Raw genomic sequence first — 25,227 nt, forward strand, 5'->3', positions numbered from 1 at the left:
CGCATCGGCGCGTCCGCGCCCGCGTCCGCGTCCGCGTCCGGCCGGACTGCCGCGGGCCGGTGCGAATCCGCTGGTCAGCGGCGGCCGTTGGGCTTTCCGATGATCGGCTGCCGCATCTGTGGTGGGGACGGCGCCTTGCGCGCGGGGGGTCCGGCGGATGGGATGACCGGGGTCAAGAGGGCGGGCCCGCTCCCCGGGGTCGGGAGACGGGCCCGGACAAGAGGAAGCGGATGACATCCATGCTCGACGGCTGCACGCCCTGGCCCGAGGAATTCGCCGACCGCTACTGGGCGGCCGGGCACTGGCGCGGCGACACGCTGGACGGTCTGCTGCGCGGCTGGGCCCTGCGGTTCGGGCCGCGGACCGCGCTCGTGCACGGCTCCACGCGGATCACGTACGCGCAGCTGAACCGGCGCGTGGACCGCATGGCCGCCGGTTTCCGGCTGCGCGGACTGCGGCCCGGGCAACGGGTCGTCGTACAGCTGCCGAACGTGCCCGAGTTCGTCGTCACCGTGTTCGCGCTGATGCGCGCCGGGATGTTCCCCGTGCTCTGCCCGGTCTCGCACCGCGCGGCGCGGCTGTCGCCGCTCGTACGCGTCACCCAGGCCGTCGGCTACGTCGGCCCCTCCGCCTACCGGGGCTTCGACCACACGGCGATGGCCGCGGACATCGCCGCCGAAGGGCCCTTCCTGCGGCGGGTGTTCCCCCTGGACGCGCCGGGCACCGCGTCCCCGTACGGCGGCTTCACGACCGACCCGGCCGGCTGCCACTACTTCCCGCTCGGCTCGCTCGACTCCCCGCCCGACCGGCCGCTCCCGCAGGACTCCGGCCAGGTGGCGTTCTTCCTGCTCGGCGATGGCGGCGCCGGGACGCCCGTGATCGTCCCGCGTACCCACGACGACTACCTCTGCCAGGCGCGGGCCGCCGCCGAGTCGGTGTCGCTCACCGAGGACGACGTCTACCTCGCCGCGCTGCCCGCCGCCTCGAACCTCGTCTTCGGCTGCCCCGGCATCATCGGCGCCCTCTCCGTCGGCGCCGCCGTCGTCCTGGCCGAGGACGCGGACGCGGGCGAGTGCCTGGCGGCCGCCGAGCGGGAGCGGGTCACCGTCACGTCGGTGCTGCCCGCCGTCGCCCGCCTCTGGCTCGACGCGTCCGCCACGCTCCGGGCCGACCTGAGCAGCCTGCGTCTCGTGCAGATCGGCGGCGGGCCCGCGGACCGGGACACCGCCGAACGGATCGGCTCCGCCTGGGGGTGCCGTCCGCAGCGGCTCTTCGCCGCGGACGCGGGCCTGATCACCCTCACCCGGGCCGCCGGTCCGGACGAAGCCGCGTTCAGCACCCACGGCCGCCCGCTCTCCCCCGGCGACGAGATCCGCGTCGTCGACCCCGACGGCGAGGACGTGCCCGACGGGGAACAGGGCGAGCTGCTCGCCCGGGGCCCGTACACCGTCCGGGGCTACTACCGGTCCCCCGGCCTCGACGCGCACGCCTTCACCCCCGACGGCTACGCCCGCACGGGCCACCTCGTACGGCGCGCCCCGGACGGGAACCTGGTGGTGACCGGCCGCCTCGCGGCCGCGTAGCGGTGGCGGCGGGTGTACCCCGCCCACCCGGGCCGGTTCACGGGGCGAGCCGGTAGGCGTCGGTGATCGTCTCCCGGACGGTGTTGCCCTGCTCGTCCCTCAGGCCGACCTGGAAGGACAGGGCCCGGCGGACACCATCGCAGGCGCGGTGAGGGCCGGAGTCGACACCATCGAGCACTGCACCTGGATGACCGAGGACGGCCTCGACCTCGGCGCATCGCACCGGGTCACGCGGCCGACCTGCTCCTCGTCGACGGCGATCCGACGCGGGACCTGGCGGCACTGGGCAACGTGCGTGCCGTCTTCGCCCGGGGCCGCCGCCACCGGCCCTCGGACGCAGCCGCGGCCGGGGACCACGGTGGCTCCCAGGCGGCGCCAGGGGGAAACGGGCGGGCGGCGGCTCCTTCACGCAGCTCCTCGACCTGCTCCGAGCGCCCGCCCTACGCTGGGCAGGAGACGGAGCACCGGGAGGCTGCCGTGGCGGGCCGACATCGCTACCACCTCGATCAGGACGGACATTCCCTCACCGTCCTGTACGACGTACGGGGCCACCGGGTCGAGGTGCTCGTCGACGGGAGGGCCGTGTCCGCCGTCCGGACCTCCCCCGACGTCCTCGTCCTGCGCGGGCAGATCCCCGCCGATCCGCCGCTCCCCTTCCTGATCCGCGTCGGACGTCCCTACGACCGCGACGACGTCCCGCCCTGCGTGCTGGAGCGCGACGGCATGCGGTACCTCATGCCGAACGCCCCGCTCACCCCCGAGGAGGAGTGGCCCGCCGAGCACGACCCGTCCCCCCGCACCCCGGGCGAGCTCCTCGCCCGGTGGCGGGCCCGCTACCGCGGCCGCCGCACGCCCCGCTGACCGGGGGCGGCCGCCCCGGCGGCCGCGTCGAGGAGCAGCCGTGCGGCCACCGCCGCCCCGTCGGTGCGGATCGTGGCGGCGACCGCTGCCGCCCGTGCCACGGTGCCCGGGGCCAGGGCCTCGGTGAGGGCGGCCGACAGGGACCCCGCGGTCGGCGCCGTGGCGCCGTGCGCCGCGCCGATGCCCAGCTCCGCCACCCGGCCCGCCCAGTACGGCTGGTCCGCGATCCTCGGCACCACCACCTGGGGCGCCCCGGCCCGGGCGGCGGCCGTGGTGGTGCCCGCGCCGCCGTGGTGCACGACGGCGGCCACCCGGCGGAACAGGGCCTGCTGGTTGACCTCGCCGACGACGAAGCAGTCGTCGGCGTCGTCCACGGGGGCCAGGCCGGCCCAGCCGCGGGCGAGCAGGACGCGCCGGCCGTGCGCGCGGCACGCCTCGGTGGCCACCCGGGCGATGTCCTGCGGGGCGTGCGCGGCCATGCTGCCGAAGCCCACGTACACGGGCGGCGGGCCCGCCTCCAGGAAGGCCTCCAGGCCGGGCGGGAGCGGGCGGTCGTCGGGCAGGAGCCACGCCCCGGTCTGCACCAGGTCCAGGTCGGTCATGCCGCGCGCCGGACACAGCGTCGCGTCCGCCGCCAGCCACGGCCGGCCGGTGAAGACGTGGTCGCGCACGCCCGCCACCGGCGGCAGGCCGATCGCCGCGCGGTGCCGGGCGAGCGCCTCCCCGTACAGCGCGTCGACCCGGTCGGCGTCCTGCCGCCACAGCACCCGGTGGTCGGTCTCCCCGGGCGCGGACGCCGGGCCCGGCCGCGCGCCGGGCCGCAAGTGCCGTGACGGCAGTCCGGCGAGGTGGAAGCAGGCGTACACGTAGGGGACGCCCAGCTTTTCGGCCACGTCCCGTGCCCCGGCCGGCATCAGGCCGGTGGCCAGCAGCGCGTCACACCCTTCGGCCGCGGCGGCGGTGAGGGTCTCGAACCGGGCGGCGACCAGTTCGGGAGCGAGCCGGAAGGCGTCCGCCGCCGTCGGCTTGGCCGCGGCGACCACCGAGTGCACGGTCGGGCCGAGCGGCACCAGCGGCACGCCGACGCGCGCCAGCAGCGCCGCGAACTCCTCGTCCGGCGGCGCGCACACCCGTACCCGCGCGCCCAGTTCCCGCAGTTCCACCGCCAGGGCGGCCAGCGGTTCGACGTCACCGCGCGATCCCCACGTCGTCAACAACACACGCACTTCGCGACTCCCGTTTCCGCAGGTCCTGCCGTTCGGACGCCGATTGTGCGGTACGGCCCGGGTCTTGCCGCAAGCCCCCCGGTGCGCTATAGGTTGATAGTGGCAAGGAGCGCTGGTCTCCTTGCCTTTGTTTTTTGTGGCGCACCGGTGACGGACCAACCACCTTGCCGGAGGCCGGAAGCGGGCAGACTGGCCGCATGACCGCACTGATGCGCGCCGCCACCCTCGTCCTCGCCCCTTCGCTCCTGGTCGCCGCGACGGCCGCGACCGCCCATGCCGAGACCGCCCGCGGGGTCGCCGCACCCGCCTGTGCCCGGGCGACGCTCGGCTACGACGCCCACGCCCTGCCGCCGATCGCGAGCAGCGTCGTCCTCGTCACCGTCACGAACAAGAGCGGCGCCGCCTGCACCGTCGACCGGTTCCCCACCGTGACCTTCGCCGGTCTGGACGGCGCGGCTCGGCCGGTGCCGCCCACCCAGAGCGGCCCGCACCTGCTCCCGGCCAAGGGCCGCCTGTACGCGGCGCTGCGCACCGATGACCGCGGCGGCTCGGCCCGTTACGTCCCGAGCCTGGCCGTCGCCGCCAACCCCGCTCACCCCGGCACCCGGTTCACCGCGGCCGCCATCGGCGCTCCCGCACCCGGCATCGCGGTGTCCGACCCCGTCACCACCCTGTGGAAGAAGACCGTGGACGAGGCGGTCGCGGCGCTCCCGGACGACCCTTCCTGACCCGGGTACCCGGTACGCGGTGCCCAGGGCGGTCCGGACCCGGCCCCGGGAGCCTTCGGCGGGAACGCCCGGACGGGGCGGGGCCCGCGTACGCTGCGGGGGTTCGCGAAGTCGTGGAAGGGGGGACCGGCATGTCCTTGCGCAAGGGTGCCAACGTACCGGTGGACAGTGCCCGGGTGCGGGTGGAGCTGGGCTGGCGGGGCGGGCCCGGGGCGCCCGAAGTGGACGTGTCGGCGCTGTTGTTGACGACGGCGGGCAAGGTGCGGTCGGACGAGGACTTCGTCTTCTACAACCACCTCGTGCATCACAGCGGCGCGGTGCGCCACGAGGGAAGGCGCCAGGACGGCGCGGGCGTGCTCGAAACGGTCTCGGTGACGCTGTCGGCGGTGGAGCAGGAGATCGGGACCGTGGTGCTCGCGGCGTCCACCGACGCCACGTTCGGTCAGGTGTCGGGGCTGTTCGTGCGGGTGCTGGACGCGGAGAGCGGGGTCGAGACGGCGCGGTTCGACCCCACGGGTGCCACCTCGGAGACGGCGTTCGTGCTCGGCGAGCTGTATCGGCGCGGCGGAGCGTGGAAGTTCCGGGCGGTGGGGCAGGGTTACGCCTCCGGGCTGGCGGGGCTCGCCACCGATTTCGGCATCACCGTCGACGAGCCGGCGGCGCCGCCGGCACCCGTACCCGTATCCGCGCCCGTGTCCGTGCCCGTCCCCGCTCCCACACCCGCCCCGCAGGTGCCGCCCGCCCCGCGGCCGGTGCGGCTGTCGAAGATCACGTTGACGAAGGCCGCGCCCACGGTGTCGCTGACCAAGCAGGGGGCCACCTCGGGCGCCATGCGGGTCAACCTCTCGTGGAGCGCCGCCCGGCCGCCGCGCGGCTGGATGAACAAGGGCAAGGGCGCCGTCCGGCTGGAGGACGTCGATCTCGACCTCTCCTGCCTGTGGGAACTGCAGAACGGCACGACGGGGATCGTCCACCCCATCGAGGACCAGTACGGCTCCTTCGACCAGCCGCCGTACGTCCGGCTGGACCAGGACGACCGGACCGGACGGAGCGAGACCGGCGAGAACCTCCTGATCAACCTCGATCACGCGGCCGCCATCAAGCGCCTCTTGGTGTTCGTCGTCATCTACGACGGGGCCACCAGCTTCGCGGGGCTGCACGGGGTCGCCACCCTCTTCCCGCCCGCCGGTCCGCCGATCGAGGTGCTCCTGGACGAGTGCACCGTCGTCTCGCCCGTCGCCGCCATCGCCCTGATCGAGAACGTGGGCGGAGAGCTCATCGTCCGGCGCGAGGCGAAGTACATCCAGCCCGCGCCCGGCGTCTTCAAGCAGCAGGCCGCGGACCTGGAGTACGGCTGGGGCATGTCCTGGCACGCGGCCGGCAAGGACTGAGGACCGACGGGAACCGACCGGGCGGACCGGCCCCACCAGGCGTTCGGCCCGCCCGTGTGCGCCCGTTCGGGGTGCCCGGTATCGTCCCTTACGTGCGATCCGCCCGATCCACGGCCCTGCCGGCGACGGCGGCCGCCGCGGCTGCCCTGGTCCTGCTGACGGGGACCAGCCCCGGGCCCGCCGGCGCCGCAGCCGTGGCACCCGATGTCCGGGCACCCGCCGAACGGTTCGTGCCGGGTGCCTGTCCCGAGACCACCGAGCCGGTGGCCGCGCTCGACCACGCGCGGTGCGGCTTCCTGGAGGTCCCGGAGAACCGCTCGCACCCCGGGCGCACCATCCGTCTCCCCGTCGCGGTGATCCCCGCCGCGTCGGGGAAGCCCGCGCCTGACCCGCTGGTGTACATGGCGGGCGGTCCCGGGGGCGATGCCTTCGACGACATCCCCTTCCTCGTCGACGCGGGCCTGAACCGCGACCGCGACCTGATCGTCATGGCCCAGCGCGGGAACCTCCACGCACAGCCGAACCTCGCCTGCCCCGAGATGGACCGGTCCTCGGCGGGGGCCGTCGGCCTGCGGTACGACGACCCGTCCGCCCGGCGCCTCCTGGTGGACGCGGCGAAGCAGTGCCGCGCCCGGCTCGCGGCCGCCGGCATCGACCTGAGCGCCTACAACACCGGGGAGAACGCGGCGGACTTCGCCGCCCTGCGCACCGCGCTCGGCATCCGCCAGTGGAACGTCTACGCGTACTCCTACGGCACGAACCTCGCCCTCACCTACCTGCGCGAGCACCCCTCCGGCGTCCGCGCGATGGCGCTCGACTCGGTCACCCCTCCGCAGACGGTGACCCTGCCCTGGACGTGGAGCAGCGCCCGGGAGGGGATCGACACGATCCTGCGGGCCTGCGCGGCGGAGCCCGCCTGCGGGAGCCGCTACCCGGACGTGGCGCGCACCCTCACGGAGCAGGTGCGGAAGCTGGAGGCGCATCCCCTGACACTCGACGCGGCGGCGCCGGGCGGCGGGAAGCCCGTGAAGGTGGTCCTCGACGGCGGCACGCTGGTGAACCTGCTGGTCGCCAACTCCGTCCCGGCCGCCGACGTCCCGGCGGCGCTCGACGAGCTCGCCCGCGGGCATCCGGAGCGGTTCGCGCGGGCGCGCGCGGCCGACGCCCGTCCCGCCGTCGGCCGCACCGCCCACGGTCTGACGGAGTCGGTGGCGTGCGGCGAATGGGTGCCGGGGCACGGGCAGTCGGAGGTGCTGGCGGCGGGGCACAAGGCCTTCCCCGGCTGGCCGGACACCGTCCTGGCCCAGGCGCCGCAACTCCCGTTCCAGTACGACGTGTGCCGGGTCTGGAAGGTTCCCGACCGCAGCGCCGCCCAGCGCCTGGCGGCCTCCGGCCCGGTGCCGACGCTCCTCGTCTCGGGGACGTTCGACGCGAAGACCGGGGCGAGTTGGGGGGCCCGCACGGCGGACGGGCTGTCCCGCTCGACCGTCGTACGGATCCCCGGGATCGGGCACTTCGTCGTCCCGCAGTCACCGTGCGCGCAGCGCGTGCTGGCCTCCTTCCTCGCCCGCCCCACCTCGCCCGACACCGGCTGCGTGGCGGACCTGAAGCCGAAACCCTTCACGATCGTCCCGAAGTGACCGGGAGGTCCCCGATGGCACCCCACGTCCTGCCCCGCCGCTCTCGCCGCACCGGACGCCGCCTGCGAGCCGTCCCGGCCGGGATGGCGGCCGGGCTCCTCGTCACGGGGCTCGTCGCGGTACCCGCCCACGGCGCGGCCGGCGGCCTCGCGGGCGGGGCGCCCACCGGCACCGCCGCCCGGGCGGCGGGCGACGCCCGCTATACGCCCGGCCCCTGCCCGAAGACGCCGGAGCCGATCGCCGCCCTCAAGGGCGCCCGCTGCGGCACGCTCACGGTGCCCGAGAAGCGTGGCACGCCCGGCGGCCGGATGATCAGCCTCGGTGTCGCGGTCGTCCCGGCGGCCTCGGGCCGGGCGAAGCCGGATCCGGTGGTGTGGTTCGCCGGCGGCCCCGGTGACGACGCGGTCGGGGAGGCGCAGATGGCGATCGACGGGGGCCTGAACCGCGACCGGGACGTCATCTTCATGTCGCAGCGCGGAACCTACTCGGCCGATCCGGTGCTGACCTGCCCCGTCGTCGACGCGTTCAACGCGCGCGCGGTGGGCCTCGTCTACGACGCCCCGTCCACCGGACGCCTGCACGTCGACGCCACCCGGACGTGCCGGGACCAGCTGGCGGCCGGCGGGGCCGACCTCGCCGCGTACGACAGCACCGAGAGCGCCGCCGACTACGCCGACCTGCGCCTCGCGCTGGGCCTGAAGCAGTGGAACGTGTTCGGCATCTCCTACGGTACGGACCTGGCGCTGATCTACCTGCGCGACCATCCGGAGGGGATCAGGTCCGTCGGCCTCGACGGCGTCCTGCCGCCGTCCACGGCGGGGACCGCGCTCACCTGGTCCAGCGCCCGCGAAGGGTTCGACGGCCTGTTCCGGGCGTGCGCCGAGCAGCCCGCGTGCGCGCGCCGGTACCCGAACCTGTCGGCCACCTTCGACCGGCTCGTGCGGCAGCTGGAGGCCCGGCCGGTCACCACCACCGTCAAGGTCCCTGGCCACGCGGCGCCGGTCAAGGTCGTGCTGGACGGCGGGACGCTGGTGAACTGGCTGACCTCGGCCACCCATCTGGCCGTCGGCGTGCCCCGTTCCCTCGACGAGCTGGCCCACGGCCGCCCGCAGCGGATCGCCGAGCAGTGGGCGGGCGGCAAGGTCAGCCCGCAGGCCGTGGGACGGATCGCCCACGGACTCGCGTACGGCGTGTTCTGCCGGGAGTGGGTGCCCTTCGAGAGCCCGGACGACGCGGTCCGGGCGGGCCGGGAGGCGTTCCCCACCTTCCCCCGTTCGGTCCTGGAGCAGCCTCCGCAGCTGACGTTCCTCACCGCGGACTGCGCCGCCTGGCGGGTTCCCCCCGCACCGCGCTCCGTCCGCGACGTCACCCGCAGTGACGTCCCCACCCTCGTGATGTCGGCCGGGTTCGACGCCCAGACCGGGGCGCGCAACGGACCGTACGTCGCCCGTACGCTCAGCCGGGCCACGGTGGTGACCATCCCCTACGTCGCCCACGTGGCGTTCGCCGCATCGCCCTGCGCGCAGGAGATCACCCGGTCCTTCCTCGACGCGCCGACCGCTCCGCGGACGGGATGCGTCGGCGGTCTGCGGCCGCCGGAGTTCGACACGGGGCCCACGACCTGACGGGGCCCGGGCCCGGCGGGGGTCCGGCGCTCGGCGTGCCGGACCGGCCGGGTCCCGGCAGGCTGGAGACATGGCGGACCAGACGGAGATCGTGGTTCATCCCGTGTCGCCGAAGGGCGGACGGAAGGTCACCGTGCACGCGCTGGGGGTGGACGCCGACCTCGGTCGCGCCCACTCGCCGGCCGACGTGTCGGAGTTCCTGCGGCGGGCGGGCCTGGAGGACGTGGACCTGTCCGAGGACGGGCCCATCCGCTGGGAGGGCGGCGGCCCCGAGGTGTGGCGGCGCGCCGCGACCTAGGCCGGCGGCGCGCGGGCGCGCTGCGACCCTCCCGTGGGGAGGCCGGGAGGGTCGCCGCGCCCGGGGGGGGCCGGCGAGGGCCACGGTAGACCCGACGGGCCCGGCGGCGATAGGCATATGACAGCGACATCCCGGAGCCGCCCGGCCGTGCGGGCCGGTCCTCCCGGTCCGGCGACCGCTCCGGCGACCGGTCCGGCGACCGGCCGGGTGACCTCGCGGCCGCGTACGGCGGCGTCGGACCGGCCCCCGGGCGAGGATGCACAGGTCCGTTTCCCGATTTCCCGCGGTTGGAGTCCTCCGTGCTCGAACGCAAGCGCCTCAAGGGCCGTACCCAGGTCACCTTCATCCTTCCCGAGCACACCCCGGACGGACCGGTCAGCGTCGTCGGCGACTTCAACCACTGGAACCCGGCGGCCCACCCGCTGGAGCCGCGCGGTGACGGCACCCGCGCCGCGACCGTGGCCCTGCCCGCCCACAGCGCGCACTCCTTCCGCTACCTGGCGGCCGGTGACTACTGGTTCAACGACGAGCACGCCGACAGCCACGACGGCAGCAACAGCCGCCTGCACACCTGACCCGCGCATGCCGGGGCCCGGCGTCCCCGGCATCCCCGGCATCCCCGGCGGACGGTTCCGCATGGCGGCGGCGGGCCCGGGCAGACGGTGACGTACGGTCCCGGGTCTGCGCGCGGGACAGCACGACGAGGAAGCGATGGGTGGCCGCATGCGAAGCGTGGGCGTGGAGGAAGAACTGCTGCTGGCGGACGCGGACAGCGGGGAGCCCCTGGCCGTGTCGGGAGCCGTGCTCGCCGCGGCGGACCGGGCCGACGCCGCCGGTGAGGGGCCCGGGGCGGCCGGCGAGGGCCACACGTTCGAGGCGGAGCTCCAGGAGGAGCAGGTCGAGTTCGCCACGAAGCCGGTGTCGGACATGGGCGAGCTCCAGAAGGAGATCGTCCGGTGGCGGGCCGAGGCCGCCCGGCACGCCGCGACGGCGGGCGCCGTGGTGGCGGCGCTCGGTACCTCCCCGCTGCCCGTCCGGCCCTCCATGTCCCCGGGCCACCGCTATGACTGGGTGGCCCGCCAGTTCGGTATGACCGCCCAGGAGCAGCTGACCTGCGGGTGCCACGTCCACGTGTCGGTCGCCTCGGACGAGGAGGGTGTCGCCGTCCTGGACCGGATGCGGCCCTGGCTGCCCGTGCTGACCGCGATGAGCGCGAATTCGCCGTTCTGGCAGGGGGAGGACACCCGCTACGGCAGTTACCGCAGCCGGGTGTGGAACCGGCTGCCCGCGGCCGGTCCCGTGGACGTGTTCGGCTCCGCGGCCCGCTACCACGCCGAGGTCGGGGCCATGGTGGATTCGGGGGTGCTGCGCGACAAGGGCATGGTCTGGTTCGACGCCCGGCTTTCGGCCACCTATCCCACGGTGGAGGTCCGGGTCGCGGACGTCTGCCTGGACGCTTCGACGCCCGTTCTGCTGGCCGCGCTGGTACGGGGCCTGGTGGAGACCTCGGCCCGGTCCTGGAAGGCCGGCGTGGCCGCGCCGCGGGTCAGCACCAGCATGCTGCGGCTCGCGTCGTGGCAGGCGGGCCGGTCGGGACTGGACGGTCCGCTGCTGCACCCCGAGACGATGCGCGCCACCTCGCCGGAGGCCGCCGTCGAAGCGCTGCTGCGGCACGTGGGCGACGCCCTGGCCGACTCCGGCGACGAGCACCTGGCCCGCACTCAGGCCGCCCGGCTGCTGGAGCTGGGCAACGGCGCGCGTGTGCAGCGGGAGCTGCTGCGGTCGGAGGGGGACCTGGCCTCGGTCGTCCGGCACTGTGCGCGCAGGACCACGGACGGCGCCGACCGGGTCGGCTGACCGCCCCGTCGGCCGCCCGTCGGCCGCCCGTCGGCCGGACCGCCCCCGCCGCCTTCCGCTACCGGCCCCTGACGTCCCACGGGGGCGCGGTGGCGGTGGGTCCGTAGAGCTCGTAGTAGTCCTGGAGCAGCCCGGACTCCTCCAGGACGGCATCGGCCCACGAGGGGTCCAGGCCGGGCGGGGCCTGTCCGGCGGCGACGGCGACGGCTCCGGTGAGCATGCCCGCGTAGACGAGGTCGGAGTGCAGGTTGCTGATGCTGTCCGTCTCGTGGAAGTTGACGGGCCGGCCGCCCGCCAGCACGGTGACGTCGACGCCGCCGGGGAGCGTGTGGGTACGGGACGAGGGGCGGGCCACCGGCCCCGACGTGCGGTCCCGCGCGGCGAGGGCTTCGAGGGCGGGGAGGTCGAACTCGATGTCGCGGCTGCTGACGCTCGCGAGGTAGGCCGGGCGCCTGAGGGCTTCGAACTCGCGGGTCGACATGCTGGTGCGTCCGGTGGCTCCGAAGACGAGCAGGGGTTCGTGCCGGGTCAGCAGGGTGCTCAGGTCGCGGGAGGTGACGTAGCCGCTCTCGTGGGCGTTGATCAGCTGGAGGATGTCGGCGTCGTGGACGGCGACCCGCATGCGGCGCTGGGTGAGGAGCGCGGCGATGTGGGCGCCCACGTTGCCGTGGCCGATCACCAGCGCGGGCTGCCCTTCCGTCTTGAGGACGGGGAGCAGTTCCAGGGCCGTGGCGACGGCCTTCTCGGCTATCCAGTACGACTCGATGCGCCCCTTGAGGCGGGACTGGGCCACCGAGAACACCGGGAAGGGCAGCTCGCCCTCACGGCCCCGGAGTTTGTAGATCCCGGACATGGTCTGTTCCACCACCCCGGTCCACTCCCCCGCGGCGGCGCCGGCACCGGGCCGCGTACGGGCCTGGTCCAGCAGCGCGGGCGCGACGTAGCCCCCGTCGTCCAGGGCCAGGCAGCGCAGCCCCTTGCGGCGGGCGCGGTCGGTGTGGTCGCCGACGGCCCGGGGGTCGGTGGCGTCCACCACGCGGACGCCCTGCTCCTCCAGGTGGCCGTGGACGCGGTGGCGCCACTGGTACGCGTAGTCCTTGCGCAGGACCGTCATCGCGTCGAGCGGCGCCCCCAGTTCGGCGAGGCAGCGCACGAGGTGGACGAGGTCGGTCAGGAAGTGTCCGGTGACCAGCACCGCGGAGCCGGCGAGCGGCTGGGCGTGGCGCAGCCGCGCGACGGCGGCGTTCATGAGCGGGAGCTCCCCCGCGACCCGGTCGGTCTCCGGCGCGGAGAGGGCCTGGCGGTGCCAGACGTCGGCCCAGTGGTCCAGTGAGGCGGCCGGCGGCTGCGTCGTGCCACGGCCCGACAGGCGCAGGTTCAGGCGCAGCAGGGAGGTTCCCGTGCCTTCGTGGCGCATGTCGGTGGAGACGAACATGGCCGCGTGCAGGCCCGGTTCGAGCCGTGCGGTGAGTTCGCCGCCGGAGTGTCCCAGCACGGCGTCCGGTCCGGCGGCGGCGCACAGGCGGCGGGCGGCGGCGCGCAGCAGCCGGGGGCCGTCGGCGGGATCGGCGGTGACCTCGACGGCCGTCGCCGTGAAGGAGACCAGGCCGTCGGCGGGCCACGGCGCGTGCGGGACCGGAGGTCTGACGGTGGTGACGGTATTGAATTCCCGGTCCATTTCGAAATTCCTATCCGTATTCCCTGACGGCGACTATCGGCCTGTCCGAGAATACGGTCGGCGTGAAAAATGCCGCGGCATTATCGCTGGAATCTTCCTGGAATTCCTCTGGAACCCGGGGCGCGAGGAAATCCCGAGGGGCGCTCGATGGACGACGATGGCGTGGACCGCGTAAACCGCGTGGACCTCACGTAAACCCACCGTCCGGAGGAGAACACCGTGCCCACGGCGCAGCATTGGATCGACGCACTCGGCCTGGAACCGCACGTGGAGGGCGGGTACTTCCGGCGGACCTTCCAGTCCGACCACCGCCCTCCGATCGCGACGCCCCACGGCGACCGCTACACCCTCACGTCCATCCACTACCTGCTCACGCACTGGTCGCCGGTCGGGCACTGGCATCTGAACCGGTCCGACATCCTGCACTTCCACCACCACGGCGATCCGGTGACCTACCACCTGATCCACCCCGACGGCCGCCACACCACCGCCGTCCTCGGCCAGGATCCCGGGCGGGGGGAACTGCTCACCCTCGCCGTCCCCGGGGGCGTATGGAAGGCCTCCCACCTCAGCGCCGGGGACCACGGACTGATCAGCGAGGCGGTCGCCCCCGGTTTCGACTTCGCGGACATGACCCTCGGCCGGATCGACGCCCTGACGGCGCGCTTCCCCGAGCACGCCGAACTGTTCCGCCGCTTCTGCGGCCCGGCGGAGCCCTCCGGCACCGACGCCCCTCGCTGACCGACGCCGCACGCCTCGCGCCACCGCCGCCCGTCGGCCGTGGCCGCGGCCGCGGCCGATCAGTGGTCCGGCGCCCAGAAGGCCGTCAGGCGGCCCGCGCCGGGGGTCAGGCCGTCCCAGCCGCCCGGGAGGTCCACCACCACGACCCCGGAGGTCGGGAAGCCCTCCCCGAGCCGCTCCCGCAGCTTGCGCGGGCCCGACCCGCACAGCGCCGAGGCCAGCTCGTGGATGCCGGGATTGTGTCCGACCAGGGCCACGCACCCGAGGCCCCCCGCACTCTCCGCCAGTACGGTGACCAGCGCGTTCGGCGTCGCCGCGTAGAGCCGGCCGTCGTGCACGGCGGGGGGCGGCTCGGCCAGTTCCGGAACCAGCAGCTGCCAGGTCTGCCGCGTGCGGCGCGCCGGGGAGCAGAGCGCCAGGGCGGGCGCGTAACCGGACTGCGCCAGCCACCGGCCCGTCCGGTGCGCGTCGGCCCGGCCGCGCTCGCTCAGCGGCCGCTCGGCGTCCTCGGCGGGGTCCCCCTTGGGCACCGCCTTGGCGTGCCGCACCAGCAGCAGCCGGCAGCCGAGGTCCCCTCCGGTGGCCGGGGAGGTCGGGTGTGGCGCGGGGCCCGGGGTCATCGCCGTCTCCTTCGCCGCGGGGTACGCGTACACGGCCATGGTGCGGCGGCCCGGGAAGGTGTGCACCCCCACACCGGGCGCGGGGCGTGTGCCAACCTGTCGGGACGGCCCGTGAGCGAAGGGAAGTCCCGACCGTGGTGCATGTACTGGGCAGCAGGATCCTCTTGACTCCGACCGATCCCGAGCGGTCGCGCGCCTTCTACGGCGACACCCTCGGCCTCCCCGTCTACCGCGAGTTCGGGACCGGCCCGGAGCGCGGGACGGTGTACTTCCTCGGCGGCGGCTTCCTGGAGGTGTCGGGGCGCGCCGAGGAGCCGCCCGCGCCGGGGATGCGGCTGTGGGTGCAGGTCGCCGACGTGCGGGCGGCGTACGAGGAGCTGAGCGGCCGGGGTGCGCAGGTGCTGCGGCCTCCGGTGCGCGAGCCCTGGGGGCTGATCGAGATGTGGGTCGCCGACCCGGACGGCGTACGGATCGCCGTCGTGGAGGTACCGGCGGACCACCCCCTGCGCTACCGCCCCTGAGCCGCGCCGGGGCGCCCGCGCCCGGATGCCCGCGCCCGCCGCCGGCGGGCGCCCGGGGTCGCGGCGGCCGGATGCGGGTGATCCACTGGTCGGCATGGACGCGGACGCGGCGCACTCCCGGGCGGGAGCAGGGTGAGCGCGCAGCGGCCCGGCCGGCGGCGGGGGTGGCTCTTTCCCGAGGGGCATCCCCAGGCGCGTCTGGGGCCGCTCCTGCTGGTGCTCACGTTCGCCAGCGGCCTGGTCGACTCGGTGAGCTTCCTGGGGCTCGGGCAGGTGTTCGTGGCGAACATGACCGGCAACGTGGTGTTCCTCGGCTTCGCGCTGGCCGGTGCGGGCGGGCTGTCCGCCGCCGGGTCCGCGACGGCCCTGGCCTCGTTCCTGGGCGGGGCCGTGGCGGGCGGGCGCTGGCGGTGCGCGCACCCGGTCCGGCTGTTCGCGCCGCTGGTGGCCGGGCAGGCGGCCCTGGTCGGGGTGGGCCTGGCGGCCCTGGCCGGGGGACTGGGGCGGTACGCGGTCCTGGTGCCGCTGGCGGCCGGAATGGGTCTGCAGAACGCGGTGGTGCACCGGCTCGCGCTGCCGGACCTGACCACCACCGTGGTCACCCGCACGCTGACGGGGCTGGCCGCGGATCCCTGGCGGCCGGCCGGGATGCGGCGCGGGCTCTCGGTGGTGGTGCTCGCCTGCGGGGCGCTGGCCGGGGGGCTGCTGCACACGGGGGCGGGGCCCGGGTGGGTACTGGCCCTCGTACTGGTGCTGCTGGCGGGGGTGGCCGCGGCGGCGGGACGGCAGGGAGGGCGGGCCGGCGGACCGCAGCCTGACGTGCCCCCGCCCTCCCCGGATTCCGGTCAGCCGTAGGTGACCGACACCCGGTCGAAGCCCAGTGACCGCAGCAGGCCCTCCAGCATCAGCGTGGTGTTCTTCTCGGCGCGCTGGGTCAGTCCGCTGTCCCGGGCCGCCGTGCCGATGTGCTCCACCGCGAGCTTCTGCACCGCCTGTTCGCCCGCCGGGTTGCCCGAGAAGAGGTCGCCGAGCCGGTCCAGCAGTCCGCGCTCCTTGGAGACGGCGTACGAGCGCGCCGGATCCAGGGCGGGAGCGCCGAGGGCGGCGTGCGGAAGGCGCAGGACCGCTTCGGTGCGGTCGGCGTTGACCGATACGGCCCGCTCGTCGAGACCGCCCAGTTCCACGTACGCGGAGACCGAACCGGCGCCGACGTACAGGGTCCGCGTGCCGCGCACGGCGTCCGGCAGGAAGGGGGCGTCGTGCTCCAGGTCGACCACGACCTGGTAGTCGCCCGCCGCGCCCTCGAAACGGCTCATGTCGCGCAGGGCCTTCAGCACGGCCGGGCCGGTCCGGTCGTGGGTTCGCGTTCCGAACAGGTCGCCCAGGGCGGGCAGGGCGAAGAGCCGGCCGGCGAGGACCAGCAGGGCGGCCAGGACCACGAGCGCCGCGAGGGCCCGGGCCACCCGCCGCCCGGTCCGGCGCGTACGGCCGGTCCGCCCGCCGGCGCCGGGTCCGGTGGCCGGCCCGGTGTCGTTCGCTTGGATGTCCATGGTGAGCGGATGCCCCGTCAGTTCATGGTCACCCCTTGCCTTTCGGGGGTGGTGAGGGCCAGCCGGGGCAGGGCCTCGGGGTGCTTCTCCGTCAGCCAGGTGATCAGCCCCTCGCGCACGGCGCAGCGTACGGTCCACACGTCGGAGGCGTCCTTCGCGGTCACGACGGCCCGGACCACGATGGTGGAGGGGGTGGTCTCGGTGACGGCGAGGTCCCAGCCCCGGCCGTCCCATTCGGGACAGCCGAGCAGGATCTCGTGGAGCCGCTCGCGCATCAGGGCGACGGGGGCGCTGTGGTCGCAGTGCAGGAAGACGGAGCCGGTCATCTGGGCGCCGCCCCGCGACCAGTTCTCGAAGGGGCGGTTGGTGAAGTAGGAGACGGGCATGGTGATGCGGCGTTCGTCCCAGGTGCGGACGGCGAGGAAGGTGAGGGTGATCTCCTCCACCACGCCCCACTCCCCCGACACCACGACGGTGTCGCCGATGCGCACCATGTCGCCGAAGGCGATCTGGAAGCCCGCGAAGATGTTGCCGAGGGTCGACTGGGCCGCGATGCCGGCGACGATGCCGATGAGTCCGGCGGAGGCCAGCACGGAGGTGCCGAGGGCCCGGAAGCCGGGGAAGGTCAGCAGCATCCCGGCCAGGGCGAGGACGGCCACGGCGGCGGTCACCACGCGCATGATCAGGCTGGCCTGCGTACGGACCCGGCGCACTCGGGCCGGGTCGCGGGTGCCCGTCGCGTAACGGGCGTACGCGGACTCGACGATGGCGGAGGAGGTGTGCACCACGAGCCAGGCCCCGGCCCCGATGAGGGCGAGGGACAGGACGTGGGCGATTCCGGCGCGGTGCTCGGTCAGGGGCGGCCAGTCGATCCCGCCGTGCGCGGCCCGGAGCAGCCCGGAGAGCAGGGCGGCGATCAGGACGATCTGCAGGGAACGGCGGCAGCGGCGCAGCAGTTGCCACAGCGGGGTCTCGGGGTGCCGCGCGTCGGCCCTGCGCAGGAGGAGGTCGGCGGCCCATCCGGCGGCGAGGGCGAGCAGGACGGAACCGGTCAGGGCGGTCAGCAGTCGGACGACGGTGTTCATGTCTCCTCGGGGGTGTCGTGGGCACGGACCGTGCGCGTCCGCCTTCCGGGCAGCGTGCCGCGCCCCCGCGGGGGCCTGCCGACGGGGCCACGGGCCCCGGGCGGGCGCCACGGGGGGCGCGTCGCGCGTGCCGGGCGGGAGGGCCGTTACGGGCGGGGCGGGGCGGTATTGTGCGCGGTGCGCTCCTCGTCGCGCAGCACCGGGGTGATCTTGGCGGCGTGCAGGGTGAGCCGCTGGATGCGCGTCTCGTGGTTCGACGCGGTGGTGCTGGCGCCGTGCAGGCCCGCCGGGACCGCGTCGGCCAGTTCCCAGGTGGTGACGACCGCCCGGCCGGTGGCGTCCGGCTCGTCCAGGGTCACGCGCCGGGGGCGGCCCCGCTCTTCACCGAGGGCCCAGGCGGCGGCGCGCGGGGTGTCGGTCAGGACACAGCCGGTGAGCGTCACGGTGAGCTCCTGACCGGGGAGGCCGCCGTCCCCCTGGGGGCCGAGCCCCTGGACTTCTTCGCAGGTGAAGCGTTCTCCGTCGACGGTGATTCCGAACTGGGCGGGATGCGTGCTGAAGTGGTCCATGGGCCCGCGCCTGCCCGGGGCCCGGCACCGTATGCGGCGGGTCCGGTCAGTCGTGGCGGTCGTCCGGGTGCCGGTGGGCCCACGGGTGGCGCAGCCGGATCCAGATGTCCCGCGCCTGCCGGCCGGCCGCGCTGCGGCTGTGGGCGACCAGGCGGCCGGCCTCGGCCGGGGTTTCGACCATGGGTCCGGAGCCGCGCAGCGGCTTGCCCGCCGTCTCGTGCAGGAACAGCGTGGACACGAAGCCGATGACCCCGGCCGCCATCAGGTAGTACGCCGGGACCATGTCGTTTCCCGTCAGCTCCACGAGGGCGGAGGTGACCAGCGGTGTCGTACCGCCGAACAGGGAGACGGAGATGTTGAAGGCGATGGAGAGCGCGGCGTAGCGCAGCCGGGTGGGGAAGAGGGCGGGCAGGGTGGAGGCGGCCGTGCCCGCGAAGCAGACGAGCAGCAGGCCGAGGACGGCGCAGCCCACGGCGGGCAGCAGGACGCCGCCCGCCCGGATGAGCAGGAACGCCGGGATCGCCAGCACGACGAGGGCGACGCTGCCGGCCAGGAAGACCGGCCTGCGGCCCCAGCGGTCCGAGGTGTGACCGACGGTCGTGATGGTCAGGACGACGAGCAGCATGGTGCCCAGCACCAGCAATTGGGCCGTGGTGTCGTTCTGCCCGAGGGTGATGGTCATGTATGTCGGCAGGTACGAGGTCACCATGTAGTTGGTGACGTTGTACAGCAGGACGAGGCCCATGCAGATGAGCACCGCGTGCCAGTGCCGGGTGAAGATCTCCTTGAGGTTCCCGCGGGCCGTGGCCGGTGCTTCGGCGGCCGTGTTCCCGGCCGCGCCGTCCTGGGCCCCGCCCTCGGCGGCGGCGTAGGCGGCCTCCTTCTTGAAGGCCGGGGTCTCCTCCAGTTTCAGCCGCATGTAGAGGCCGATGAGTCCGAGCGGGCCCGCGAGGAAGAAGGGGATGCGCCAGCCCCAGTCCTGGAGGCCCTGCTCGCCGAGGGTGAGCGTGAGGACCGTGACGAGGCCCGAGCCCAGGGCGTAGCCGACGAAGGTGCCGAAGTCGAGCCAGCTGCCGAGGAATCCGCGCCGCCGGTCGGGTGCGTACTCGGCGATGTAGGTGGTGGCTCCGGCGTACTCGCCGCCGGTGGAGAAGCCCTGGACCAGCCGGCACACGAGGAGCAGCAGCGGCGCCAGGAAGCCGACCGACGCGTAGGTGGGGAGGAAGCCGACCGCGAAGGTGCTTGCCGCCATCATGATCATCGTCGCGGCGAGCACCTTCTGACGGCCGATCCGGTCGCCGAGGGGGCCGAACACCAGCCCGCCGAGCGGGCGCACCAGGAAGGCCGCGGCGAAGGTGGCGAAGGTGGAGACGACCTGGGCGCCCGGGGAGCTCGACGGGAAGAAGACCTTGCCCATGGTCCCGGCGAGGTAGGCGTACACGCCGAAGTCGAACCATTCCATGGTGTTGCCGAGCGCCGCGGCGGTCACCGCGCGGCGCACCTGGGGCTGGTCGGCGACCGTCACGTCCGCGCTGCTCAGCGCCCGCTTGCGGCGGCGCAACAGCGTGCGCAGCATCCGGTCGGTGCTGGCGTGCCCGCTGCGCGGCCCGGGCGGGCGGCGAGTGGGTCCTGGCATGGTGACGGCCTCTCTGCCGGGGGCTCCGCTGCGCCGGTGACCTCCCATGTTCCGGTTCCGTACGCGATTCGGCACATCGGCTCGTCCGTCCGGGTGGGCGTAGGGTCCCCGGGCGACCCGACGGCGCCGCGAGGTGCGGCGCCGGGACACCCCCTAGGCTCGCGGCATGGATCATGGGGACACCGGGGCGGCCGGGAGTCGGCCCGGCCGGGCCGAGGACGCCGGGAACACCGCCGCCGGAGGGACCGCCGCCGAACAGGCCGCCGCGGCCGCCGCGCGGCTGAAGGAGCGGCTGTACGCGACCATCACGATGATCTCCGTGGTGATCGGCCTGGCCGTGTCGGAGCACGCCGACGCCATCGGCACCACGGCCACGGTGCTCACCGCCGCCGTCGGGCTGTGGCTGGCGAGCCTGGTGGCCGACCAGCAGGCCCACCGGGTGGTCCACGGACGGCTCGCCACGGGCGCGGAGCTGCGGCGCATGCTGTGGGTCGGGAGCCCCCTGCTGCTGTCCGCCGTCGGGCCGCTGATCCTGATCGGCTCGTCCGCGCTCGGCGTGATGGAGCTGCGGACCGCCCTGTACGCCGCGGCCGGGGTGAACGTCGCCAGCCTGTTCGCCTGGGGGTGGTACGGCGGCGTCCGCATGGGCAGCGGTCCGGCGGTCGCCCTGCTGGCCGGCGCCCTCGACGCGGCGATCGGCCTGGCCGTGGCCCTGGTCAAGGCCGCCGCCGGGCACTGAGGTCCGACCCTTTCGGGGATCATTCGTCGTTCACCGAATCAATGGGGCATCCTGGTGGCATGAACGACGTACATCCAGGAGCCATCGGGGCCCCCGCCGACGAGCCCGCCCCCGCGGCCCGGCTGGCCGCCTTCGCCGCCGCCCTGGCCGATGAGACGCGGGCCGCGATCTGCATGACGCTGCTGGAGGGCCGCGCCTGGACGGCGGGTGAGCTGGCCCGGAGCACCGCCGTGGCGCCCTCCACCGTCAGCGGCCATCTGACCCGGCTGCTCGACGCGGGGATCTGCGTCACCGAGCGGCAGGGCCGGCACAGCTACGTACGCATCGCCGACGCGGCCACCGCCCGCCTGGTCGACGAACTCGCTTCGTACGCGGTCCCGGACCGGGACGGGGCCCACTCCGTACCCGTCGTCGCCGCGCCGGACCCGCTCGCGCGCGCCCGGACCTGCTACGACCATTTCGCCGGCCGGCTCGGCATGGCGGTGACCGACGCGATGGGCAGGCGCGGGCTGCTCCGCACGGAGGGCGTGTTCGAGCTGACGGAGGACGGCCGGGCCTGGTGCGTCGCCGCCGGGGTCGCTCTGACCGGTCACGGGCGCAGGCCGCCGGCCAGTTCCTGCCTGGACTGGACCGAGCGGCGCCGCCACCTGGGCGGCCTCGCCGGGGCGCGGCTGTGCGCGCGGGCGCTGGAGGAGCAGTGGGTGGTGCGCCCGGCGGGCGGCGGACGGGCCCTGGAGGTGACGGCGGCCGGGGAGCGGGCCTTCGAGGACTTGCTGGGGATCACCCCCGAAGCGTGGCGATGAGTACCGAGGCCGCAATCCAAAGCCGATCAACATTTCGGTCGACACCGAAATGTTTCGGCCCTAGGGTGGAGCCATGACGTTCCGCCCGAGTCTCCTCCCGCCCGGCGTACTCACGGTCGGCGCCGTTTCCTTCACGGTGCTCTCCTGGGCCTCCGCCTTCGTCTCCATCCGCAGCGCCGGGGCAGCCTTCTCCCCCGGCGCCCTGGCCCTCGGCCGGCTGCTCGCCGCCTCGCTGGTGCTGGCCGTCCTGCTCCTCGTACGCCGCCAGGGCCTGCCCCCGCGCGAGGCGTGGCGGGGCATCCTGGTCTCCGGTGTCGTGTGGTTCTGCGGCTACACGGTCGCGCTGAACTGGGGCGAGCGGCTGGTCGACGCGGGCACGGCCTCCCTGCTCGTGAACACCGGCCCCATCCTGATGGCGCTCCTCGCGGCCCGCCTGCTCGGCGAGGCGCTGCCGCCGCGGCTGCTCGCGGGCATGGCCGTCTCCTTCACCGGGGCCGTGGTCGTGGGCCTGTCCATGTCCTCGGGGGACAGCGGCTCCACCTCGGTGCTCGGCGTCGTGCTCTGCCTGCTCGCGGCCGTGGCCTACGCGAGCGGCGTCATCGCCCAGAAGCCGGCGCTCTCCCACGGCAGCCCCTTGCAGATCACCGCGTACAGCTGCCTGGTCGGCACCGTGGCCTGCCTGCCCTTCGCGGGGCAGCTGTTCGAAGAACTGCCCGCGGCGCCGCTGTCCGCGACCCTCAACATGGTCTACCTGGGCGTGGTCCCGACCGCCCTCGCCTTCACGACGTGGACGTACGCGCTGGCGCGCATGCCCGCGGGCAGGCTCGGCGCGACCACGTACGCCGTTCCGGCCATCGTCGTCCTGCTGAGCTGGGCCCTGCTGGGCGAGGTGCCGGCCTGGCTGACCCTGCTCGGCGGGGTGCTCTGCCTGGCCGGGGTGGCGGTGTCGCGGTACGCGCCGCGCTCCCCCCGCAGTGGCTCGACGACCGCCCCTTCCCACGAAAGGCTCACCTCATGAAGATCCTCACGGTCGGCGCGGGCGCCGTAGGCGGCTTCTTCGGCGCCCGGCTCGCCGCCGCGGGCGAGGACGTCTCGTTCCTGGTGCGGCCGGCCCGGGCGAAGGTGCTCCGGGCCCGCGGCCTGCGCGTCGAGGGCCAGGGCGAGACGCTCCGCCTCACGCCGCGCCTGGTGACGGCCGAGGCCCCGGGCGGACCGTACGACCTGGTCCTGCTCTCCGTGAAGGCGACCGCCCTGCACACGGCCCTGGCGGACATCGCGCCGGCCGTCGGTCCGGACACCGCCGTGGTGCCCCTGCTCAACGGGATCGCCCATCTCGACGCGCTCGTCACCCGCCTGGGGGCCCCGGCGGTCCTGGGCGGGGTCGCGAAGGTGGTCACCACGCTGAACGCGGAGGGCGACATCCTCCGCATGGCCCCGCCCGCGGTCGTGCTGACCGGCGAGGTCGACGCCCGTCCCTCCGCCCGCGTGGACGCGATCCGCGCGGTGCTGGCCGGGGCGGGCATCGATGCGCCGGCGACCGAGGACATCGTGGCGGCCATGTGGCACAAGTGGGTGTTCATCTCCACCCTGGTCGCGCTGACCTGCCTGATGCGCGGCACGGTCGGGGAGGTGAACGCCGTCCCCGGCGGCGCGGAGCTCGGGACGGCCCTGCTCGCCGAGGCCGCGGCGGTGGCGGAGGCCGCCGGGCACCCGGTTCCCGAGGGTGAGCGCGCCTTCACCGAGGCGACCGTCACGACGCCCGGCTCCCCCCTGACACCGTCCCTCTACCGCGACCTCGTCGCGGGGGCGCCCACGGAAGCCGACCACGTCCTGACCGACCTCACCGGCCGCGCCCGCGCGCTGGGGGTGGCCACCCCCCTGCTGGACCTCGCCGCGCTGCACCTGCGCGTCCACGAGGGGCGGCTGGCGGCCGGCCGCTGAGGGGCGGGGCGAGGGGCCGGGGCGGGAGGGGCGGTCAGCCGGCGGTGTCGATGCCCGTGACGACCGCGGGCCCCAGCGGGGCGTCCTTCTCGGCGAGACCCGATTCGGCGAGGGCGGAGGCCGCGATGCGCAGTGCGGCACCCTCCGCCCGGCTCCGGTCCGCCGCCTCGACTTCGAGGCGCAGGCAGAACGTGCCGTCCTCGTTGACGGTCAGCAGGCCCAGCTCCTCCACCTCCCGGAGGTCCGAACGGGCGGGGTCCTGCCGGCGCAGCCGCCGCGCCAGCTCGTCCCGCACGGCGTCGGGCACGTCCGTCAGGAACGTGCCGGGCACGGTGATCACGTAGGCGGTCACGAAGGCCTCCTCGAAGGTCGGCTCGGCCGGGCACCGCGCCGCGGCCGTACGGAGCGCCTGCCCGCAATCCCGGCTTCGACACGGAGGGACACCGCCCGGCAGCCGGCCGTGGGGTGCGTGGCGGTCCCGGCCGCTACGGTGGCGGCATGGAACAGCGGATCAGCCTGGTCACCCTGGGGGTCACGGACCTCGCCCGCGCCAAGGCCTTCTACGCGGCGTTGGGGTGGCGGGGCACCGAGGTCGAGGAGACCGTCTTCCACCAGGCGGGCGGCATGGCCCTGGTGCTGTGGGACCGGGGGAAACTGGCGGCGGACTGCGGACTGCCCGAGGCCCCGGGCCCGGCCGGCTTCGGCGGGATCGCCCTGGCCCAGAACGTCCGTACGGACGCCGAGGTGGACGCCGTCCTCGACGCGGCCGTCCGGGCCGGCGGCCGCGTCACCCGGCCGGCCGCCGTCAACGCGATCGGCTTCTACTCGGGGGTCTTCACCGACCCCGACGGCCACGCCTGGGAGATCGCGCACAACCCCGGTTTCACGCTGGCCGGGGACGGCTCCCTGATCCTGCCCGACTTCGAGACCGGGTGAGGTGACGGCCCGTCGGGCGGCCGTACGCCGGAGGGCGTCAATCCGGCGGACGGGGGCAGACGCGCCGTATGACTCCGTATCCGTTCACCTCCCAGGCCCTCACCGCGGCGCCCGGCCCCGCCTGGATCCACCTGGTCGTGATGGCCTTCGCGCTCCTGGTCCTCGTCCGCTCCCTGGCCCGGCACCGCTAGCGGCTATCCGGCGCGCACCGACTCCAGTACCCGCACGCCCAGTTCCAGCGCCTCGTCCGGTTCGCGGACGCACCGCTGGAGGTCGATGAAGCAGCTGTCCGCGCCGGTGTCCCGGATCCCCGCGAGGACCTTCGCGATCCGTTCGTACGAGGTGCCCGGCTCGGCGTTGAACCGGATGTTCCGTCGCAGCGCGCCGGGATCGCGGCCGGCCTCCTCGGCGGCCCGTACGGCCGTCGCCCAGAGCCCGCCGAGCACCTCGGGCGGCAGGACCGTGCCGACCCAGCCGTCCGCCCGGCGCCCGATCCGGCGCATCGCGGCCGCCGAGAAGCCGCCCAAGTAGACGGGCGGGTGGGGGCGCTGGAAGGGGCGCAGGCCCACGTGGGTGCGCGGGATGCGCCAGTGGGGCCCCGCGTGCTCGAACTCCTCCTGGGTCCACAGGCCCAGGACGATGTCGAGGATCTCTTCGAGCCGCTCGCCCCGCCGGGTGAACTCGGCGTTCACGGCGGTGTATTCGTCGCGCAGCCAGCCGATGCCGAACCCCGCGTCCAGCCGGCCGCCGCTCACCCGGTCCAGCGAGGTGAGGCTGCGGGCCAGCAACAGGGGCGGGTACCAAGGGGCGTTGAGGGTGCTCGTGCCGAGCCGGGCGCGGGTGGTCGCGGCGGCGGCGACGGTCAGGACCGTGAGCGGGTCGAGGAAGGTCCGGTACTCGGGCGGGTACGGGTCCTGCTCCGTATGGCCGGGGTAGAGGTCGCTGGGCTCCACGGGGGCCAGCGAGCGGTCCCCCACCCAGAGCGAGTCGAACCCGGCGCCCTCCGCGTCGCGCGCGAACCCGGCGATGCGGTCCGCCCGCGCATGGGTTCCGTACTGGGGCAATGCGATGCCGATCTCCATGCCCCCATCGTGGGCACGGGGCGGCCCGGGGACCCAAGGGCTCCACACGTGACACGAGTCACACGTGCTCCCCGCCCCGGGGGCCGGACCGAATGCGGCGGAACACGCCGTAGGTCA

28 protein-coding genes are annotated in these 25,227 nt (G+C 74.9%); 18 read left to right on the forward strand and 10 right to left on the reverse strand.

Annotated features, from left to right (window positions below; translation table 11 throughout):
* Positions 1 to 230 precede the first annotated feature (230 nt).
* A complete protein-coding gene (locus ACFYYT_RS30375; RefSeq protein WP_351823295.1) occupies positions 231 to 1,583 on the forward strand; it encodes an AMP-binding protein in 1,353 nt (450 codons plus the stop codon).
* A 37-nt stretch (positions 1,584 to 1,620) separates the two neighbouring features.
* Here ACFYYT_RS30375 and ACFYYT_RS30380 read toward each other — a convergent pair whose 3' ends face one another.
* Positions 1,621 to 1,761 carry a hypothetical protein gene (locus ACFYYT_RS30380; protein WP_351823298.1) on the reverse strand — a complete coding sequence of 47 codons (141 nt, stop codon included), beginning with the start codon at positions 1,759 to 1,761 and terminating at the stop codon, positions 1,621 to 1,623.
* A gap of 299 nt (positions 1,762 to 2,060) precedes the next feature.
* Between ACFYYT_RS30380 and ACFYYT_RS30385 the strand changes: the two genes are divergently transcribed.
* Positions 2,061 to 2,444, forward strand: coding sequence for a hypothetical protein (locus ACFYYT_RS30385; RefSeq protein ID WP_351823300.1), 384 nt, complete (start codon positions 2,061 to 2,063; stop codon positions 2,442 to 2,444).
* Here the strand turns inward: ACFYYT_RS30385 and ACFYYT_RS30390 are convergent.
* On the reverse strand, positions 2,417 to 3,670 hold the full coding sequence (locus tag ACFYYT_RS30390; RefSeq protein ID WP_351823303.1) for a glycosyltransferase: 1,254 nt from the start codon (positions 3,668 to 3,670) through the stop codon (positions 2,417 to 2,419). The two genes, ACFYYT_RS30385 and ACFYYT_RS30390, sit on opposite strands and share 28 nt — an antisense overlap.
* A 197-nt stretch (positions 3,671 to 3,867) precedes the next feature.
* Here ACFYYT_RS30390 and ACFYYT_RS30395 point away from each other — a divergent pair, with 197 nt between their 5' ends.
* The 7 genes from ACFYYT_RS30395 to ACFYYT_RS30425 all read left to right on the forward strand — a co-directional run bounded on the left by ACFYYT_RS30395 (position 3,868) and on the right by ACFYYT_RS30425 (position 11,209).
* On the forward strand, positions 3,868 to 4,398 hold the full coding sequence (locus ACFYYT_RS30395; protein ID WP_351823306.1) for a DUF4232 domain-containing protein: 531 nt from the start codon (positions 3,868 to 3,870) through the stop codon (positions 4,396 to 4,398).
* Between the two features lie 131 nt (positions 4,399 to 4,529).
* Positions 4,530 to 5,789 (forward strand): TerD family protein, encoded by a 1,260-nt coding sequence (locus ACFYYT_RS30400; protein WP_351823309.1) that lies wholly within the window; start codon positions 4,530 to 4,532, stop codon positions 5,787 to 5,789.
* Between the two features lie 401 nt (positions 5,790 to 6,190).
* Positions 6,191 to 7,429, forward strand: a complete 1,239-nt coding sequence (locus ACFYYT_RS30405; protein WP_388610004.1) for an alpha/beta fold hydrolase — start codon at positions 6,191 to 6,193, stop codon at positions 7,427 to 7,429.
* 14 nt (positions 7,430 to 7,443) lie between these two features.
* Entirely contained in the window at positions 7,444 to 9,054 is a 1,611-nt protein-coding gene (locus ACFYYT_RS30410; protein WP_351823315.1) for an alpha/beta fold hydrolase, read from the forward strand.
* A 70-nt stretch (positions 9,055 to 9,124) separates the two neighbouring features.
* Positions 9,125 to 9,352 (forward strand): hypothetical protein, encoded by a 228-nt coding sequence (locus tag ACFYYT_RS30415; RefSeq protein WP_351823318.1) that lies wholly within the window; start codon positions 9,125 to 9,127, stop codon positions 9,350 to 9,352.
* Positions 9,353 to 9,651: 299 nt separating this feature from the next.
* On the forward strand, positions 9,652 to 9,927 hold the full coding sequence (locus ACFYYT_RS30420; RefSeq protein WP_351823321.1) for an isoamylase early set domain-containing protein: 276 nt from the start codon (positions 9,652 to 9,654) through the stop codon (positions 9,925 to 9,927).
* A 148-nt stretch (positions 9,928 to 10,075) separates the two neighbouring features.
* Complete coding sequence (locus ACFYYT_RS30425) at positions 10,076 to 11,209, forward strand: glutamate--cysteine ligase (protein WP_351823324.1); 1,134 nt, start codon at positions 10,076 to 10,078, stop codon at positions 11,207 to 11,209.
* Positions 11,210 to 11,267: 58 nt separating this feature from the next.
* On the opposite strand, the gene ACFYYT_RS30430 is transcribed toward ACFYYT_RS30425, so the two are convergent.
* Entirely contained in the window at positions 11,268 to 12,887 is a 1,620-nt protein-coding gene (locus tag ACFYYT_RS30430) for a hypothetical protein (protein WP_351823327.1), read from the reverse strand.
* A gap of 219 nt (positions 12,888 to 13,106) precedes the next feature.
* Here ACFYYT_RS30430 and ACFYYT_RS30435 point away from each other — a divergent pair, with 219 nt between their 5' ends.
* Positions 13,107 to 13,628 carry a cupin domain-containing protein gene (locus ACFYYT_RS30435; protein ID WP_351823330.1) on the forward strand — a complete coding sequence of 174 codons (522 nt, stop codon included), beginning with the start codon at positions 13,107 to 13,109 and terminating at the stop codon, positions 13,626 to 13,628.
* A gap of 59 nt (positions 13,629 to 13,687) precedes the next feature.
* Here the strand turns inward: ACFYYT_RS30435 and ACFYYT_RS30440 are convergent, their stop codons facing one another.
* Positions 13,688 to 14,314: a histidine phosphatase family protein gene (locus ACFYYT_RS30440; protein WP_351823333.1), complete on the reverse strand. Its 627-nt coding sequence runs from the start codon at positions 14,312 to 14,314 to the stop codon at positions 13,688 to 13,690.
* A 68-nt stretch (positions 14,315 to 14,382) separates the two neighbouring features.
* Here ACFYYT_RS30440 and ACFYYT_RS30445 point away from each other — a divergent pair, with 68 nt between their 5' ends.
* The gene (locus ACFYYT_RS30445; RefSeq protein WP_351823336.1) at positions 14,383 to 14,769 is read left to right on the forward strand and encodes a glyoxalase superfamily protein; all 387 of its coding nucleotides are present in this window, start codon (positions 14,383 to 14,385) and stop codon (positions 14,767 to 14,769) included.
* 216 nt (positions 14,770 to 14,985) lie between these two features.
* Positions 14,986 to 15,624, forward strand: a complete 639-nt coding sequence (locus ACFYYT_RS30450) for a YoaK family protein (RefSeq protein ID WP_351823339.1) — start codon at positions 14,986 to 14,988, stop codon at positions 15,622 to 15,624.
* Here the strand turns inward: ACFYYT_RS30450 and ACFYYT_RS30455 are convergent.
* From ACFYYT_RS30455 to proP, 4 genes are all read right to left on the reverse strand, one after another.
* Positions 15,615 to 16,319 carry a DUF4230 domain-containing protein gene (locus tag ACFYYT_RS30455; RefSeq protein WP_351823342.1) on the reverse strand — a complete coding sequence of 235 codons (705 nt, stop codon included), beginning with the start codon at positions 16,317 to 16,319 and terminating at the stop codon, positions 15,615 to 15,617. The two genes, ACFYYT_RS30450 and ACFYYT_RS30455, sit on opposite strands and share 10 nt — an antisense overlap.
* Positions 16,320 to 16,336: 17 nt before the next feature.
* Entirely contained in the window at positions 16,337 to 17,404 is a 1,068-nt protein-coding gene (locus tag ACFYYT_RS30460; RefSeq protein WP_351823345.1) for a mechanosensitive ion channel domain-containing protein, read from the reverse strand.
* A 146-nt stretch (positions 17,405 to 17,550) separates the two neighbouring features.
* Positions 17,551 to 17,973 (reverse strand): hypothetical protein, encoded by a 423-nt coding sequence (locus ACFYYT_RS30465; protein ID WP_351823348.1) that lies wholly within the window; start codon positions 17,971 to 17,973, stop codon positions 17,551 to 17,553.
* 46 nt (positions 17,974 to 18,019) lie between these two features.
* Entirely contained in the window at positions 18,020 to 19,549 is a 1,530-nt protein-coding gene (gene proP, locus ACFYYT_RS30470) for a glycine betaine/L-proline transporter ProP (RefSeq protein ID WP_351823435.1), read from the reverse strand.
* A gap of 226 nt (positions 19,550 to 19,775) precedes the next feature.
* Between proP and ACFYYT_RS30475 the strand changes: the two genes are divergently transcribed.
* The 4 genes from ACFYYT_RS30475 to ACFYYT_RS30490 all read left to right on the forward strand — a co-directional run bounded on the left by ACFYYT_RS30475 (position 19,776) and on the right by ACFYYT_RS30490 (position 23,092).
* The gene (locus ACFYYT_RS30475; protein ID WP_351823351.1) at positions 19,776 to 20,348 is read left to right on the forward strand and encodes a hypothetical protein; all 573 of its coding nucleotides are present in this window, start codon (positions 19,776 to 19,778) and stop codon (positions 20,346 to 20,348) included.
* 59 nt (positions 20,349 to 20,407) lie between these two features.
* Positions 20,408 to 21,151 (forward strand): winged helix-turn-helix domain-containing protein, encoded by a 744-nt coding sequence (locus ACFYYT_RS30480; protein WP_351823354.1) that lies wholly within the window; start codon positions 20,408 to 20,410, stop codon positions 21,149 to 21,151.
* Between the two features lie 73 nt (positions 21,152 to 21,224).
* Positions 21,225 to 22,169, forward strand: coding sequence for a DMT family transporter (locus tag ACFYYT_RS30485; RefSeq protein WP_351823357.1), 945 nt, complete (start codon positions 21,225 to 21,227; stop codon positions 22,167 to 22,169).
* On the forward strand, positions 22,166 to 23,092 hold the full coding sequence (locus ACFYYT_RS30490) for a 2-dehydropantoate 2-reductase (protein WP_351823360.1): 927 nt from the start codon (positions 22,166 to 22,168) through the stop codon (positions 23,090 to 23,092). The genes ACFYYT_RS30485 and ACFYYT_RS30490 overlap by 4 nt, the downstream gene beginning before the upstream one ends.
* Positions 23,093 to 23,126: 34 nt before the next feature.
* On the opposite strand, the gene ACFYYT_RS30495 is transcribed toward ACFYYT_RS30490, so the two are convergent.
* A complete protein-coding gene (locus ACFYYT_RS30495; RefSeq protein WP_351823363.1) occupies positions 23,127 to 23,444 on the reverse strand; it encodes a hypothetical protein in 318 nt (105 codons plus the stop codon).
* A gap of 146 nt (positions 23,445 to 23,590) precedes the next feature.
* Here ACFYYT_RS30495 and ACFYYT_RS30500 point away from each other — a divergent pair, with 146 nt between their 5' ends.
* Together ACFYYT_RS30500 and ACFYYT_RS30505 are read left to right on the forward strand one after the other, a co-directional pair.
* Entirely contained in the window at positions 23,591 to 24,028 is a 438-nt protein-coding gene (locus ACFYYT_RS30500; protein WP_351823366.1) for a VOC family protein, read from the forward strand.
* Between the two features lie 68 nt (positions 24,029 to 24,096).
* Positions 24,097 to 24,219 (forward strand): hypothetical protein, encoded by a 123-nt coding sequence (locus ACFYYT_RS30505; protein ID WP_351823369.1) that lies wholly within the window; start codon positions 24,097 to 24,099, stop codon positions 24,217 to 24,219.
* 3 nt (positions 24,220 to 24,222) lie between these two features.
* On the opposite strand, the gene ACFYYT_RS30510 is transcribed toward ACFYYT_RS30505, so the two are convergent.
* Complete coding sequence (locus ACFYYT_RS30510) at positions 24,223 to 25,110, reverse strand: TIGR03619 family F420-dependent LLM class oxidoreductase (protein ID WP_351823372.1); 888 nt, start codon at positions 25,108 to 25,110, stop codon at positions 24,223 to 24,225.
* Positions 25,111 to 25,227: the final 117 nt, after the last annotated feature.

The sequence above is a fragment of the Streptomyces sp. NPDC002032 genome, assembly GCF_042890765.1.
In the GTDB taxonomy this organism is placed as follows: domain Bacteria; phylum Actinomycetota; class Actinomycetes; order Streptomycetales; family Streptomycetaceae; genus Streptomyces.